Origin of the sequence: Pseudomonas sp. CIP-10 (assembly GCF_020911845.1) — a bacterium.
GTDB classification, from domain to species: Bacteria; Pseudomonadota; Gammaproteobacteria; order Pseudomonadales; family Pseudomonadaceae; genus Aquipseudomonas; species Aquipseudomonas alloputida.
Map to the genome: position 1 here is coordinate 2,632,708 of NZ_CP087160.1, position 13,973 is coordinate 2,646,680.

Below are 13,973 nucleotides of genomic sequence, written 5' to 3' on the forward strand. Positions count from 1 at the left end.
GTGTACCTCACTGTTCCAGGCTGGTGGGCGTGATCAGCACTGGGTAGTGCTGCAGTTCCAGGCGCTCGGCGATGTCGTCGCCACTCACCGGCCAGATGTCTAGCCCCGGGGCTGCCGCCTGGATGCGGCGCAAAGCCTGGGCGTCGGCCACTTCAACCGCCAGGCCGCTGGCGCCCAGGTCTTGCAGCCTCTGTGCATGCTGGGCCAACCATTCCAGTGACGCCGCGTCGTGCCCGACCAGGAACAGTGGCGTGAACCCTGGCAGGGTCAATGCCCTTGGCGACACGGCACCGGGTGAAAGGCGTGTGCTGTGTACGGGAAGGGCCCATGTCAGCGCGCGGGGATCGGGCAGCTGGCTTGGGGCTGCGAGCGAGCCAACCGTCCAACACAGGCACGTACACAACGTTACCCAGCATCGACGGTTCATGGCTGCGGCCCTCTTGGAGATGCCACGACCGCTTGCACACGTTGCCAGTGCTGGCTGAACTGTCGGCGGTAGCGCGCTGCAGGTTTACCGCCGGCAGGTCGGTGATAGCGCCCTGCAGCCACGACCCAGTCACCACTGTCGGCATAGTGGGCGCGCAGCAGCTCGGCAGTCACGGCCAGGTTGGCGCGTGGATCGAGGGCATCGCAGGCGCTGCGGTAGCGGTCTGGGTGGTAGCCGAGGTTGGTCTGGCCCAGACCGACATCGATGCGCTTGGGATCGTGGCGGATCAGCGCCTGCTGGAGTGCGGCACACGCCTCATCACGGTGGGCGAAACGCTGCGGTGTGCCAGCAACATTCAGGGTCCAAGGCCAGGGCATGAGGTGACCCCGCAGTGGCGTACCGCTCTCCTGTAGGGTGATGGCGAACAGCACTGAGGCGGGGATGCCGGCGCGTGCGGCCGCCAGTTGATACGCCGGCGGCGGCAGCGCGTCGGCGTGAACGGCCGTGGCGCCGGTCAAGGCCAGCGCGAGGATCAGTCGATGCGCTGCCATTTCCCGTCCACCTGCTGGTAGCGCGCCGGTAAGGGGCGGCTAGCGCCCAGGGCGAACCAGCGGCCACGGTCATGGTTGAGAGTGACCTGGCCGCTGCTGACCTGGGCGGGGGTAATACCCGCGCTCCGAGCCCACCGGCGTAGACGCGTATCGTCACCTTGGCTGCCGACCAGGTACACATCGAGGTGCGCGCCGCCACGCAGCCATTGCTGAGTGTTGGCGACGCAGGGCGGGCAGCGTTCCTCCACAAACAGGGCAAAGCGGCCAGCGGGGGTAGCCGCTGGATCGTCGGCCATGCCCTGCACGGGCAGCATGCCCGGGAACAGTCGTGCCCAGACGGCGGTGTAGGCCTTCTGGTAGGCCAACTCGCGCTCGGCGCGCTTGGCCTCGAGACGGACCTGCAGCTCGGCGTAGCGTTGCCGTTCCTGGTCCGAGTCGGTTTCCACGCCGAGGGTGGTGAGCGGGTCGAGCTGCGGCGACCAGTAGTGGCGGGGCCCAGCCTGCAAGCGCTCGAACTTGGCCCACTCATCCTCCGTCAGCCCCCAGGCCTTGGCCCGAGCCGTAGCGGATGGCTGCCGATCCAACAGTGTCTGTTCGCTGAACTGCGGGGCCGAGTCAACCAGTTCTGGCGCGCTCCACGCCAGTCCTGCGAATAGACAGGCGGGGAGCAGGAGGAGCGAAAGGCGGGAGAACCGAGCCATAATCACCTCTTCACGGCAGGGGCAGTGTGTGGTCGCCATGCCCCGGGACATGGAACACCACCTGGTGCGCGCGGATTGCGCGCAACTGCCAGCTGTTCAAGCTGTCGCCAGGCTGTAGCAAGTGCACGGTTGTGAGCGAATGGGCGCCGGCGGGCAGGGCAGCCACGAACCTGACGTCACCTCGGGTTTCGATACCCAGCAGGGTGAAGGGCGGTGCCAGAGGCTTGGACTTGGCTTTCTCACCGCTGTAGGCCTGCGGTTGCGTATTGGCCGTTGCAGGCGCAGAAGGGCGGGTCGACAGTTTCTCGAGCGTGGCCTCTGCCGTGGCCAGCCGTTGTTCCAGCGCCTTCAGATCGTTGCTGCTTGGACCTGGCGGTGCTGCCTGGAGCGTCTTGAGCGAGACGGCCAGCTCATCCTGCTGCTGGCCGAGGGCGGTCTGCGCCGCAGTGTGTCGACCTTGCGCCTCGCCCAACGCCACGACCTGCGGCTGCAGCGCTGCGAGCCTGGCACTCAATGCACCGATATCGCGGCGCAAGGCCGGCGCTGGATCGGCTGGAGCATTGCGGGCGTCAGCCTCAAGCTCGGCCAATTGCTGATGATGGTTGTAGGTTTCAGCGGCGAGCACGGCGGCGCCCAGGCACAGGGCACCGACCACCAGGGCCTGAAAATGGAGGACCTTCATGGCGCAATCTCCAGGGTCGAGAAGGGAGGTGCAGGCGACGGCACGCGCAGGGCGTAGCACACGGTCCGTTCGACCGGATCGATGTCGAGTCGCCAGGCTGGGCCGCCGATGATGGTCAGGGCGTCCAGCAGCGAGATCGGTCCGAGCTGGTGCTGTACCGCGGGCAGCGGGCGACGGAACAAGCGATCCACCTCAGCGCTATCGGCACACAACGTGTAGCCCGAGCGTTGCAGCACGTGATGCAGGGCTTCACCGACGGTGGCATGCAGGGCTGGCGCAATTTGTACGTTGACCAATTGATACAGCGGCTGGCGCTGCTCCAGCGTCGGCCGGGTGGTGACCAAGGTGTAACGATCCTGGCGGACCCAGGCCGGAAGCTTGGCTTTCGGCTTGGGCGATGCCGCCGGCAACGCGGGTGGTGCTGCGGGAGCCGGGGCCGGAGGCGGTGGCGGCGTGCTGCAGCCCGCCAGGGCGATCATCAGTCCGAGGGTGGAGAGTGTGGGTGTGTGCATGACTGGGTCTCGACGAATATTGCCGATACCATGGCGAAGACACGAGGCGAGTCCCCACTGGAAAACCGAATCCGGCGAGCCAGCTTTTCTGTCGGGCATCACAAAAAAGGCGCCCGGGAGGGCGCCTTGGTCATTCTTTGGTGAATAGCGGTAGTTCCGAGAGAGGTGCGGCGTCAGGATCAAAGATCAACAGGCGAATGTCCGCCTGACCTGCCAGTAGGAGCAGCTGGAGTATCACTGGAGGGACACGGTCAGTGAGCATCCGCGCACTGACTTCGTCGGCGCTGCAGCTGCTGCCGCCGGCTTCAATGTCTGCTACCCAAGGCGTCGAATACAGCTTGCAGCCGACGGCATGGCTGCTGCTGAGCTCGAAGCACTCGAAAAAGCCCGCCGGTGAATTACACCAAGCGCGCACCTGCAGGTACTCGAACTCGTCTGCGGGCAGGTGTGCGCTGCTGATTTCCCAGCTGCGGCTGTAGTGTCCGGTGGCAAAGGACAGTTGCTCAATCAGGTTTCCCGCAGCCTCGACGTTGCCGAGGTCGCCGATATGCATCGAGCGTCCGAGCTGATTGCCCATGATCTGGTAGAGCACCGTGTTCACCAGGCCATCGGCCGGGCAGCGCATGCGCACAAACTCGGGTACGCATACACCGTCGGTGATCACCGCGACGTCGTCATCGAACAGGCACGGCTGCAGGTTGATGGCTTCATTTGGCAGCTCGTTCTGAGCTGGGTGCAGCGCGCGGTAGCACGGTGGGCAATCGTCGGCATAGCTGATCTGCAGGACACGTTCATAGTGCAGGTCTTGGAAACCGCGAAGAAACGGATTGGGCAGGGAAGGCTGCATGGTGGTTCTCCGAAAACGCCGAGGTCACCCCAAACGGGCGGTGACCTCCTGGGCAAGGTGGGCTGTCAGATCCAGCCGTACTCGGCCAACGAAAGCGGAGTGCCTTCGCCGACGATGATGTGGTCCAGGACGCATACTTCGACCAGGGCCAAAGCCTCGGTCAGGCGGGTGGTGAGCACCCGATCGGCGCCGCTCGGTTCCGAGCAGCCGGAGGGGTGGTTGTGGCTGAAGATCACGGCGGCGGCATTGTGTTCGAGTGCCTTGATGACCACCTGGCGGGGATACACGGAGGCGCCGTCAATGCTGCCGGTGAAGAGAATGTCGAAGCTCAGCACACGGTGGCGCGAGTCCAGGCAAAGCAGGGCAAACACCTCGTGGTGGTAGGGGGCGAGCTGCAATTTCAAGTAGGCCGCGGCATCGGCTGGGGTTATCAGCACCTCGCCGCGCTGGAAGTGACGCTGGTCCAGTAGCTGCAAGGCCTCGCTGATCAGCGCATCCTCACGGGTGCGTTGGGCCAGTACGGGATCGAGCGGGTCGACCAGGTTCAAGGCGGTGTTCATGGGCAATTCCTCGAGAGATGGAGCGCCCCCTGGGGGCGTGTCCCAGGCCGGGTTAGGTGTGTGATCAAAGGCGCGTAAAGCGATGTCGAGTGCCGTGCAGCGGGCTTAGGCAGCCCTCGCACGGTTGCATCGAGAAGGCCTCGATACCGGCGCCGGTCTGCGGATCGAAATCGGCGCTCAGCGGTAGCAGGGCTTGCAGTTGGGTGCGCATGTGGGCAACGCGTTGCTCGACTTCAGCCTCGCTGTAGTACAGCGACAGCGCACTGAAGTCGTCGTAGGCGACCGCCTGCAGGCAGTCCTCACAGAGCCAGAAGCTTTCCATGGCGACCTCCGAGGTGCATGAACAACAGGCGCTCCTAAGAGCGCCTGCTGCGGGCGGCCAATCTGCCTCAGGCAGACTGACGTGCGGCGGTGGATTTACGTGCTGTGGGTGGGGTTGGCTGGCCTTGGTCAGCGTCACTGTCCGCCGGTTCCGACTCTGCTGCTTCAGCAGCCTCAGGGGCGGCGGCAGCGTCGGTGCGAGCCGGCGCACGGTAGCTGAACTGCCCATCGACCTTGATCCACTCGATGAAGATCAGGCGGCCTTTGAGGCTGGCGCCAGGTTGTCCCTTGCGTTCGCCTTTCTCGTACATGAAGGGATCGACCCAGAGGTCGCCGATGCGAAACGCGATGAGGACCTTGCGTTCCGCGCGGACGTCGTCCAGATGTTCACGGATCAGCCGGTCGGCTTCACCGCTAGCGACCTTGCAGTCGAAGCGGGTGTACTCGACGTCGTCCGAGGCACCGTGCAACGCAGCGATGTCACAGGCCATGAACGCTTGGCCGCGGCGAACCGGGACTTCGCGAACACGGTTCAGGTAACCGATGCCTTGGGTGTGCAGGTTGAAGTAGGTGGTGGGGGCGTTATTGCTTGCAGTAGTCATGATGGAGCTCCTGTTCAGCAGAAACGCGGACATCCACCGGCCCTGGCGGCTGGTGAGTTCCGCAAGGGGAGGTGCAAACACACGATCGGTCGAGAAAGCGCTCATCACCGATGGGGCGGTGACCGTGCGAGCTGCCGAGCGCGAGTCGCACTTTCGGGGAGAACCACCCGAAACGGGCGTAGCCTTGAAGGTCCTGGCTACCTGGGTGCTGTCAACGACAGCGAGGTGCAGCTCATCTATAAAACGCCGCATAAGGCCCGTCAACCGTGATCTGCAGGCGGTCTGAGCGGGCGGAATTGGGTGGCTTTCAGTGGATTGTCGGCGGCGAAAAAATAGCCCGACGGTCATCAGGCTAGGAGGAGTTGGACCACCCTTGACCCGGCGATGTGGCACCGAAGTCCGTCGCAGACCTCCACTGCCGATCCACCTGAATCAACCGACCCTTGTCGTGGCCTGGGTCGGAATCAACTGGCACGCATCCGCGCACAAAAGGTGCCCAGTGTTTCGCCGGCGGGCACCGGAGCTGAGCATCGTCGCCGAAGCGGATGACCCCTATGGCCTGGTACAAGCCGTACGGGTCATCCGCCTGGGAAACTTGTAACGCTGAGAAGTCATCCGCAGATGCGCTGAAGTGTGGCTCCGAACTCCAGGAGTCTGACCGAGCTGCCCGGAGCGAATCGGTCTAGGTCGCCAAGCGGCGAGGGGCCAGATCACTACACCAGCGCTGCGATGCGACGTCAAGTCATGCTTTTTTCGCCCGTTTGGATTTCGCCACCGGTTTGGTGCCCTTGCACTCGGGGTAGCGGATGCACGACCAGAAGCTGCCAGTGCGACCTTTGCGCTGGCGCATGGCGCTGCGGCACACCGGGCAGAAGGGCCCTTTGCTGGGGGGCGGGCGCAGGGTGAGCGTGGCGTTACTGCGCACCAGTCGAGTCAGCCATTCCGCCTGCTTGGCGAGAAAAATCTCGACGCTCAGCTGGCCCGATTCGATGCGGTCCAGCGCCTGCTCCCACAGCGCGGTCATCACCGGGTCGGCCACCTCCGGCGGCACCGCCTCGATCAAGGTATGCGCCGCGGCGGAGGCAGCCAGGCTGCGTTTCTTCTTGGTCACGTAACCGTGATCGATCAGGCCCTGGATGATGGCTGCGCGGGTGGCCTCGGTACCGAGCCCGCAACTGTCCTTGAGCTTCTGCTTCAGGCGCGGATCGGCCACCTGGTTGGCGATGGTCTTCATCGCTTTGACCAGCGTGCCTTCGGTGTACGCCTTGGGCGGTTGTGTGCGCTGTGCGTTGAGCGTGGCGTCGATCAGCGCCACCGTCGCGGATTCACGCAACGTGGGTAATCGCTGCGCCTGTTCGGCCGGCTCGTTACCGTCGGCCTCGTTGATCACCGCCTTCCAGCCTCGGACCAGGATCTGTTTGCCGCGCGCCACCAGTTGGTCTGCCTGGCTGTGCAGCAGCGCCTGGGTTTTCAGGTACTCGTGTTCGGGCATGAACTGTGCGAGGTAGCGGGCGCGAATCAGCGTGTAAACCGCCCGCTCGCGCTCGGAGAGCTGCGCCAAGTCCAGCGCGACGGCGGTGGGAATGATGCCGTGGTGTGCGGTGATCTTGCTGCTGTTCCAGGCGCGTGAGCGGCGGCTGGGGTCAACTTCCTTGAGAACTGCCCCCAGCGATGGTGCAGCGGCGGCCAGGGCGTGGAGCACGCGCGGCACCTCATCGAGCATGCTCTCCGGCAAGTAGCCGCAGTCGCTGCGCGGATAGGTCGTCGCCTTGTGGGTTTCATACAGGGCCTGGGCGGTGGCAAGGGTCTCCTGTGCACCGAGCCCGAGCTTGGCCGAGCAAATCTCCTGCAGTGTGCCCAGGTCGAACGGCAGCGGTGGACCTTCACGCACGCGCTCGACCTCGACGCTGTCGATCTGCGCGCTGCGGGCTTGCGTGAGGCGCCTGAGCGCCTGCTGCGCGGTGGTTTCGTCGATACAGCGTCCAACCGCATCGCTGACCGCGGTCGGGGCCTGCCAGCGCGCGTGAAAACGGATCTCGCCCTGTTCCAGGTGCGCATCGACGGTCCAGAATGGCTGCGGCACAAAGCTCGCGATCGCTCGGTCGCGCTCGACCACCAGGCGCAGGGTTGGCGTCTGTACACGGCCTACTGGCAGCATTCCATCGAAACCGGCCCGGCGGCCGAGCAGGGTAAACAGCCGGCTTAGGTTGATGCCGACCAGCCAATCGGCACGGGAACGGGCGAGCGCACAGTGGTACAGCGGCAAGGTCTGCTCCCCAGGACGCAAGGCGTTCAAGGCCCGACGAATCGACACGTCGTCCAACGCGGAGAGCCACAGGCGCAAGATTGGCCCTTGGTACTGGCAGCGCTCGAGGATCTCCCGGGCGATCATTTCGCCTTCGCGGTCGGCGTCGGTAGCGATCACCACTTCGCTGCAGGTGCGCAGCAGCTGGCTAATCGCCTTGAGCTGGCCAGCGACCTTGGGCTTGGACACCAATTTCCATTGACTGGGAATGATCGGCAAGTCGTCCAGCGACCATCGCTTGTAGTCGCCATAGGTTTCAGGCGGCGCGGTCTCCAGCAGATGACCGACGCACCAGGTGACGGTGAGGTTTTGACCCCTCAGGCAGCCATCACCGCGATTGCTGGCCTGCAGCACCCGGGCGATGTCGCGGGCTTGGGATGGTTTCTCGCAGATGTACAGGCGCATAAACGTGCCCTCTCGGTGGGTACCGACAGGGTGGGGGTGTGGTCGCGAAGCGCCAGGGTAAATCCGAAGGTGCCGCGTTCATATCGACGGCGGGTGTTACTTGCGTTGCGCGAGGTGGCTTGCCAGCGTTTTCAGAGACTCTAGGGCGAACTGCTTATCCGCCTCATCGAGCTCCTTGATGATCGAGTTGATCTGCACGCCCAGGTCCTGCGGCCGAGGGCTGATCGCCAGCAGCAGTTCATCGGCCGGGCAGCCATACAAGTCGGCCAATTGCAGCAGCTTGGATACCGAGAGCTCAACGAAGCCTCGCTCCAGGCGCGACACCGCTTCGCCGGAGATCTGCAGGTGCTCGCCGACCTGCGCCTGGGTCAAATGCCGGGCACGACGATACTTCGCCAGCTGGCGACCAATGTGATGTGGACTAGGCTCTTTCACGGGCAATGGGGGCACTCTCCAATTCGACTTATATGGTCGAACAGCACCCCAAAGATATGAACGACTCTAAAGGTTGACTAACAACCTATTGAGGCGTATCACCGGAAAAAGATGGATGACTCGACCGTCACCACGGAGGCAACAAACTTGCACGAAACCCACCAGAGTGAGGCAGATGCGTTAGCGATCAAGGCCTATGAGCTGTTCATGGCCACCCATCTGGAACCGGACAAGGAGCAGGCTCGCGCCCGGTTGATTGCCTGGGTCCAGGAAAGTCCGCTGCACTGGCGGGCATTCCTTGCCCTGGACCAGTACTTGGCGGAAGTGAAGCAAATGCTGGAAAGTGAGCGGCGTAAGAGCGCCCGGCGAGAGTGAATCAAACGGCAGCAGCCGGTGTTGCCCGCAGAGCCGTCTACATCGCTCCAGTGGTACCGCGCTGCAGGCGGTAATTCCACTGAGTACCACGCACTTATCCGGACTTGCGTGGCGCTTTCTTGCCTCCCCCCGTACGCGAAGTGCTGGCGTTGTCGCTGGCTTTCTCGCGCATGGTCACCGAGGCCAGGCGGTGCGGCAGAATGCCGATGCGCCGCGCCTCCACCTTGAATGTCACGCGCGCGTTGTCCTCGCTGTCCTCCCATTCCTCCTTGACCGTGCGCCCTTCAACCAGAACGCGCATGCCTTTCTGGTACAGCGTGGCCCAGTGTTCGGCGTCGCGGTTCCAGAGCTCGACGGGCGCCCAGTAGCCGCCGCGATCCTCGTAGCCGCCTTCCCGTGGTACCGGGTTGTCGAAATAGACATTCAGCCGCAGCAGGCGGCGCGGCTCATCCGGGTTGGTGTTGAACTCCTGATACTCCGGAACGCTGCCGATGTTGCCTTCACCAACAAACAAAGTACTCATGCAGGTTACTCCTCGGTGGGGGAACGGATTAGGGCGAGCTCGGCGGCCTCGAGCTTGCTGGCACCAGTGATGGCCTGGCGATACAGCGACTGCAGGCTGCTCATCTGCAGGTTCAGCACCACGCGGTTGGTCTCCAACTGATACAACGCCTGCCGCAGTTCCGGATGCAGGCGCGGCTGAACCACCGTCTCCTGCCACACCTGCACACCCATGCGCTGAAAGTCTGGGCTGCGCCAGCGCAGGAAATCAGTGCCCGTCGCACTGTGCTGGACGACCAAGCGCAGGTCCAGCAACGAGAAGGGGGGCTGGGCCATGATCGCCAGCATCACCGCCATCAACTCGGCGACCTGGGTGCGCAGGTGCAGGATCGTCTCGGCGAACTGCTGCAGCTCCCCCTTACCCTTAAAAGGCTTTAAAAGGCCTTTTAGGGAGGCACCTTGTGCGAACTCGCGATAGGCATCGGCTGACAAACGCCGCGCGATGGCTTCGGCCAGGGTCATGCCTCACCCCCATCGTTCCGGATGTCCGCTGTAGGCTGTTCCTCGGCTTCCGGCGGTTTCGGGCCTTCGATCTCGGAGGGCGCGTTGCTGCGGGTGATCGGCGGGGCGAACTGGGACCGGCGCGTCCCTTCGAGAATGTCCTGCGGCAGGATACCGAACTTGTCGATGGCTTCGCGGGCGCGGGCGTTGTTGGCGGCCATGTCGTCCCGACTTACTCCGGCCAAGCGGTAGCGTTGCGCTAGGCCGAACAGGCTGCGCAGCAGATGCGCGCCGCCATCGATCCAGGATTCCATGTTGTCCCGGCCGATCAGCGCGGTGTGGTGGGCGAGCAGTACCCGCCGGACCAGTGTGTCGTAGTCGGTGAGCAGGTAGATCGCGAGAAAGCCCAGCTGGCTGCCGATGAACAGCGGCAGGGTGACGGGATGGATGTTGAGGTTGTCGCCGACATCGACTTGCGTGGGCAGGGCCCGTTCCACTCGGCTGATCTGTTGTGTCAGCGTGACCATGTCTAACCTGGCCTGCAGCAGCTTTTCCTCCAGCTGCAGCATGAACCAGTCCGCGTACGGATCGCCCTGGCTGCTGGCATGCTTGAGCAGGTTGGTGACGCTGATGTAGCCAGGCATGCCCAGGATCGGGTGTACCCCGTCGCGGCCGCTGCGTCCCTGCCATAGCCGTGCCGCATGGTGGGTGTGCAGGGTCAGAGTGATGCTGCTACGCAGGGAGCCCAGGTTGAGTTGGTAGTGATCGACCATCGCCAGTACCTCGCCGTCGGAATGACGCCGACGATGAGCCGATCCTTGGCTGGCGATGTGGATCAACCTGAAGGTGGAGTGCTCGCATTTTCCCGAGAGTGGATCTCCCTGGAACCGATGGCATCGGCATTAAATCCACCGAGTTCCAGCCCTATGTAGCCGCAGTGATGCCTCGACAACGTTGTTTCAGTTCCTCCAGGCAGGAGAGGGCAAGTGGCGACGCGGTGCGCTGACCGTTGCGTTTGGATCGCTCGCGAGGAGGTTCCTCCAACGCAGGCTTGGCTGAGCGTGAAGGAGGGGTCGAGGATTTCTTCTCCTCGATACGCGCGGCCCACAGGGTGAACTCGCCCTGGCAGGCGCGCTTGATCAGGCCCATCAGGTAGGCGACGGGTTTGCGGATCTCACCGCGGGCGCAGCGCACCGCCGCTTCATTGATCACCGCTTGTTGCTGTTCCGGTTCGAGCTGGCGCATTGCCTGGGAGGCCATGCGCCGCTCGTTCGGGGTCAGCGGTAAATCCTCGGGCCATCGTGCTCGACCAAACTCCACCTGCCCCAGTACCGTACGTTTTTTGCTTTGGTCTTTCTGTACTGTACGGCCAGCGTCGGTATTCCGAACCACAGCCAATTCCGCTGCATTGCCGCAGGGTTCGGGATTGGTTGCGCCAGCCGGAGAATTCCGAACGGGGTCGAGTGCGCCAGGTTCGGAATCCTTTGTAGCTGGTTCATCGCTCATCAGCGGCAGCGTTTGCTGTTGGACCTGCGGCAGCGAGCCGAGCCTGTCCTTGTCGAGTTGGGCCACCTGCGGGTCGGCCTGGATCTCGGCGATCACATGCTGCGCCACGTCACGGACGCCTTTGGTGGCATGAGAGAGGTTCTGCTGCAGCAGCGCGGCGTAGCCAGTGTCCAGTTCCAACTGCTCGGCTGCGGTCAACGGATCGCCGTGCAGCACATAGACGCAGCCACGCAGGCAGCCGTTGGCATCGCGTGAGCGTTGCACCAGACTGAGCCAGCGAGTGGTGCGCAAGACATTCAGCGCGCGGGCGATGGTTTCCCGCGAAGCCTGAGCGCCGCAGGGACTGGTCGCCAGGTAGGGTTGCAGGTCCTGATAGCGTGGCGTCTTGACCTTACGCTCGGTGATCAACCAGCGCAGCACCTGCCAGGTGTTTCGCTCCAGTGGCGTCAGCCGGCGATCCAGCAGCAAGGTCCGCGGCAGCGGGTTATTGTTGCCGTAGTAGATCGTCCGCACCGCGGGCTCCTCGGTGGAGACAGCCAGTTTGCCCCGCGCTGCGTACCACTCATTTCGGCGCCGAAGGGCGTCGTAGCACTGACGCACCACGTCCTGCCAGTCGACCTCGTAAAAGCTCAGCATGGTGTGCCTCCGTACAGTTCGACCTGTTGCCAGACCAGGGTCAGGCTGATGTGTTGTTCCTCGGCCAGCATCATCATGGTGTCCAGCGGATCGTTGTCCGGATCCTCCGTGCGCAACTGGCTCCAGCGATTCCACACGGCATGCTCCTGCGCTTCGCTGAGCTGGACCGGCCGACCGCGGTGCGTCTCGATTTTCAACACACGGCGGCGCAGCGCAGTTTCCGAATGGTCCAGACCAAAGCAGCGGTACATGATGTTGGAGCTCGCGCCCAACTTGAGTGCGCGATTGATCAGGCGTTCGTTCTGCTCGTCGCGCTCGGCCTGGACAATCAGGCGTCGCAACACGGTGATGTCGACCTTCACTTCGACCCAGGCGATCGACGAGTGCGCCAGGTGGGACAAGGTGGTCGGCGGCAGCGACTGCAGCACCTCGATATCTTCATCGGCCAGGCCCAGGGCCTTGCAGCGCTGTAACCTGCCATGGCGCAGCTCATGCAGCACTTGGTTCAACATGGCATGGTTCAACAGATTGAAAGTCGTGCTCATGAGGTGGCTCCTCACGTTATCGAGTGGACGACAGCATCAGTTCGATCAACTCCCGGGCGTGGCGGATCAGCGTGAACAGCTGCTCCAGCTGGGCATCAGGAAGTCGTTCAAGACCCACCGTCAGGGCAGGCCGGTCGCTAAAGGGCAGGTCGTAGGCGCCGATCAGCAGCTGACCAAACAGCGCTGCCGGCAACTGCTGGCGCTCCTTCCAGGTCACGTCGTCCTGCAGCCGTAGCAGGGCCGAGAGCAGCAACTGGATACCGGTGTGCCGCGGGTTGAGTCGCTCGCCATGCCCCGGTGAAAGGGTGAAGCCCAGGTCGTCAGCGAGCGGGCTGATCATGCCGCCAGCGTCTGCGTAAGCGGCAAGGTCGGCGGCCAGGGTGGCGCAGCTCGCGCGCAAGGTGCTGAGATCGTCCATTGACCCGGGGCGTGAGGGGGCCGCGCCGACCGGGCTCGGAGTATCCTCGAGCTCTTCCTGGGGCTTCTCTGGCAACGGTTCGTCACCCAGCGCCTGGCGTATTTCAGGTAGGCGTGGTGCTTGCCGTGGCAGGGGGGCTTCAGCAGCTTGTTCTGGCTCGGGATTAGACCCTGTGGTCAACGTGTCCGGTGGATGTTCTGATGTCGACGAGGGCGCTGGAGGCTTGCCAGCTGGACTGGTTGGAGGGGCATAAATACTGTCAGCAGGAGGCAGCGAGAGACGTTGTCCCTGATGCAGCTCCAGAGCCAACAGACGAGGTGTCTGCTCCAGACTCACTGCCATCCTGGCAATCAACTCGTCTTGCAGCTCACTCGCGTCCAGCTCGGGCTTTTCACCGTCGAACGCTGACAGGACTTCGAACCACAACAGCGGAAACTGCTCGGGGCTGCCGAAGTACTGGTTCCAGATCGACTCCGCTCGCCGTCGCAAGCTGATGAGGCGCTCGATGGCAGGTTTACCCAGGCCCGCATAAAGCACCTGCGGGATGACCGGGAGCAGGTGCTCGAGTGCGTCGAACATGCGGCTGATGTGTGACTGCGAGATGGGATAGCCTCCCTCACTCAAGCGCGTCGCGAGCTCGCGCTGGGTCAGGTGGGCGTCCCCGTGCTGGAACATGTCCTTGAGCTTCGCCACGGCCAGCGTCCGCTCGATAAACGTCAACTGGCCATGCAAGTCACTCTCGGCCAAGTGCCCGAGCAAGGCATGTGCTTCCGACTGCCAAGGGCGGAATAGGCAATGGATACGGAAGAAGCGCTCTTCGCGCGTTTCCTGCCACAGCTCGCCGAGGATGCTTAAGCGCGTGTTGCCGCCATTGCGGATGATGAAATGCGCTTCATCGGGACGGCGGGTGATGGCGGGCGGCTGATCCAGACCGCGCTCGCGGATCGAGGCTTTGATGTCGTCATACAAAGGATTGCGCACCACACGCGGATTGAGCTCGTAGGGCCGCAGTTGCTCAAGGCTGACCACCATCGGTGTGTCGCCGGCGGGGGCTGCTGCGAGGTCGCGGCCATGTTTCTGCGGAAAGTGCGCCTGCTGCAGTCGACGCGTGATGTCTTCGGAGGTTGGCGGCTTCATCACTCT

18 protein-coding genes are annotated in these 13,973 nt (G+C 63.6%); 1 reads left to right on the plus strand and 17 read right to left on the minus strand.

Going from position 1 to position 13,973, the window contains the following annotated elements; all coding sequences use genetic code 11:
• Positions 1 to 7 precede the first annotated feature (7 nt).
• The 11 genes from LMH93_RS12000 to LMH93_RS12050 form a co-directional block, all read right to left on the minus strand.
• The gene (locus tag LMH93_RS12000; protein WP_230065223.1) at positions 8 to 427 is read right to left on the minus strand and encodes an integrating conjugative element protein; all 420 of its coding nucleotides are present in this window, start codon (positions 425 to 427) and stop codon (positions 8 to 10) included.
• Positions 424 to 978 carry a transglycosylase gene (locus LMH93_RS12005; protein ID WP_230065224.1) on the minus strand — a complete coding sequence of 185 codons (555 nt, stop codon included), beginning with the start codon at positions 976 to 978 and terminating at the stop codon, positions 424 to 426. The genes LMH93_RS12000 and LMH93_RS12005 overlap by 4 nt, the downstream gene beginning before the upstream one ends.
• Positions 960 to 1,679 (minus strand): TIGR03759 family integrating conjugative element protein, encoded by a 720-nt coding sequence (locus LMH93_RS12010; RefSeq protein ID WP_230065225.1) that lies wholly within the window; start codon positions 1,677 to 1,679, stop codon positions 960 to 962. The genes LMH93_RS12005 and LMH93_RS12010 overlap by 19 nt, the downstream gene beginning before the upstream one ends.
• A 10-nt stretch (positions 1,680 to 1,689) precedes the next feature.
• On the minus strand, positions 1,690 to 2,361 hold the full coding sequence (locus tag LMH93_RS12015) for a hypothetical protein (RefSeq protein WP_230065226.1): 672 nt from the start codon (positions 2,359 to 2,361) through the stop codon (positions 1,690 to 1,692).
• Positions 2,358 to 2,873 (minus strand): PFGI-1 class ICE element type IV pilus protein PilL2, encoded by a 516-nt coding sequence (pilL2, locus tag LMH93_RS12020; protein WP_230065227.1) that lies wholly within the window; start codon positions 2,871 to 2,873, stop codon positions 2,358 to 2,360. Before pilL2 ends, LMH93_RS12015 begins: the two co-directional genes overlap by 4 nt.
• A gap of 130 nt (positions 2,874 to 3,003) precedes the next feature.
• Positions 3,004 to 3,720 (minus strand): DUF5983 family protein, encoded by a 717-nt coding sequence (locus LMH93_RS12025; RefSeq protein ID WP_230065228.1) that lies wholly within the window; start codon positions 3,718 to 3,720, stop codon positions 3,004 to 3,006.
• Between the two features lie 65 nt (positions 3,721 to 3,785).
• Positions 3,786 to 4,280, minus strand: a complete 495-nt coding sequence (locus LMH93_RS12030) for a JAB domain-containing protein (protein ID WP_230065229.1) — start codon at positions 4,278 to 4,280, stop codon at positions 3,786 to 3,788.
• Positions 4,281 to 4,344: 64 nt separating this feature from the next.
• The gene (locus LMH93_RS12035; RefSeq protein WP_230065230.1) at positions 4,345 to 4,602 is read right to left on the minus strand and encodes a hypothetical protein; all 258 of its coding nucleotides are present in this window, start codon (positions 4,600 to 4,602) and stop codon (positions 4,345 to 4,347) included.
• A 67-nt stretch (positions 4,603 to 4,669) separates the two neighbouring features.
• Complete coding sequence (locus LMH93_RS12040; RefSeq protein WP_230065231.1) at positions 4,670 to 5,203, minus strand: STY4534 family ICE replication protein; 534 nt, start codon at positions 5,201 to 5,203, stop codon at positions 4,670 to 4,672.
• 742 nt (positions 5,204 to 5,945) lie between these two features.
• Positions 5,946 to 7,913, minus strand: coding sequence for a DNA topoisomerase III (locus tag LMH93_RS12045; protein WP_230065232.1), 1,968 nt, complete (start codon positions 7,911 to 7,913; stop codon positions 5,946 to 5,948).
• A 96-nt stretch (positions 7,914 to 8,009) separates the two neighbouring features.
• Positions 8,010 to 8,354, minus strand: coding sequence for a helix-turn-helix domain-containing protein (locus tag LMH93_RS12050; protein ID WP_110159816.1), 345 nt, complete (start codon positions 8,352 to 8,354; stop codon positions 8,010 to 8,012).
• A 141-nt stretch (positions 8,355 to 8,495) separates the two neighbouring features.
• On the opposite strand from LMH93_RS12050, the gene LMH93_RS12055 reads away from it, so the two are divergent.
• Entirely contained in the window at positions 8,496 to 8,723 is a 228-nt protein-coding gene (locus LMH93_RS12055) for a hypothetical protein (protein WP_326839530.1), read from the plus strand.
• Between the two features lie 94 nt (positions 8,724 to 8,817).
• Here LMH93_RS12055 and LMH93_RS12060 read toward each other — a convergent pair whose 3' ends face one another.
• The 6 genes from LMH93_RS12060 to LMH93_RS12085 all read right to left on the minus strand — a co-directional run bounded on the left by LMH93_RS12060 (position 8,818) and on the right by LMH93_RS12085 (position 13,967).
• Complete coding sequence (locus tag LMH93_RS12060; protein ID WP_230065234.1) at positions 8,818 to 9,246, minus strand: single-stranded DNA-binding protein; 429 nt, start codon at positions 9,244 to 9,246, stop codon at positions 8,818 to 8,820.
• A gap of 5 nt (positions 9,247 to 9,251) precedes the next feature.
• Positions 9,252 to 9,746: a DUF3158 family protein gene (locus LMH93_RS12065; protein ID WP_230065235.1), complete on the minus strand. Its 495-nt coding sequence runs from the start codon at positions 9,744 to 9,746 to the stop codon at positions 9,252 to 9,254.
• Positions 9,743 to 10,498, minus strand: coding sequence for a PFL_4669 family integrating conjugative element protein (locus LMH93_RS12070; RefSeq protein WP_230065236.1), 756 nt, complete (start codon positions 10,496 to 10,498; stop codon positions 9,743 to 9,745). The genes LMH93_RS12065 and LMH93_RS12070 overlap by 4 nt, the downstream gene beginning before the upstream one ends.
• A 151-nt stretch (positions 10,499 to 10,649) precedes the next feature.
• The gene (locus LMH93_RS12075) at positions 10,650 to 11,867 is read right to left on the minus strand and encodes an STY4528 family pathogenicity island replication protein (protein ID WP_230065237.1); all 1,218 of its coding nucleotides are present in this window, start codon (positions 11,865 to 11,867) and stop codon (positions 10,650 to 10,652) included.
• Entirely contained in the window at positions 11,861 to 12,412 is a 552-nt protein-coding gene (locus LMH93_RS12080; RefSeq protein ID WP_012052634.1) for a DUF2857 domain-containing protein, read from the minus strand. The genes LMH93_RS12075 and LMH93_RS12080 overlap by 7 nt, the downstream gene beginning before the upstream one ends.
• Before the next feature lie 16 nt (positions 12,413 to 12,428).
• Positions 12,429 to 13,967, minus strand: a complete 1,539-nt coding sequence (locus LMH93_RS12085) for a ParB family protein (RefSeq protein ID WP_230065238.1) — start codon at positions 13,965 to 13,967, stop codon at positions 12,429 to 12,431.
• Positions 13,968 to 13,973: the final 6 nt, after the last annotated feature.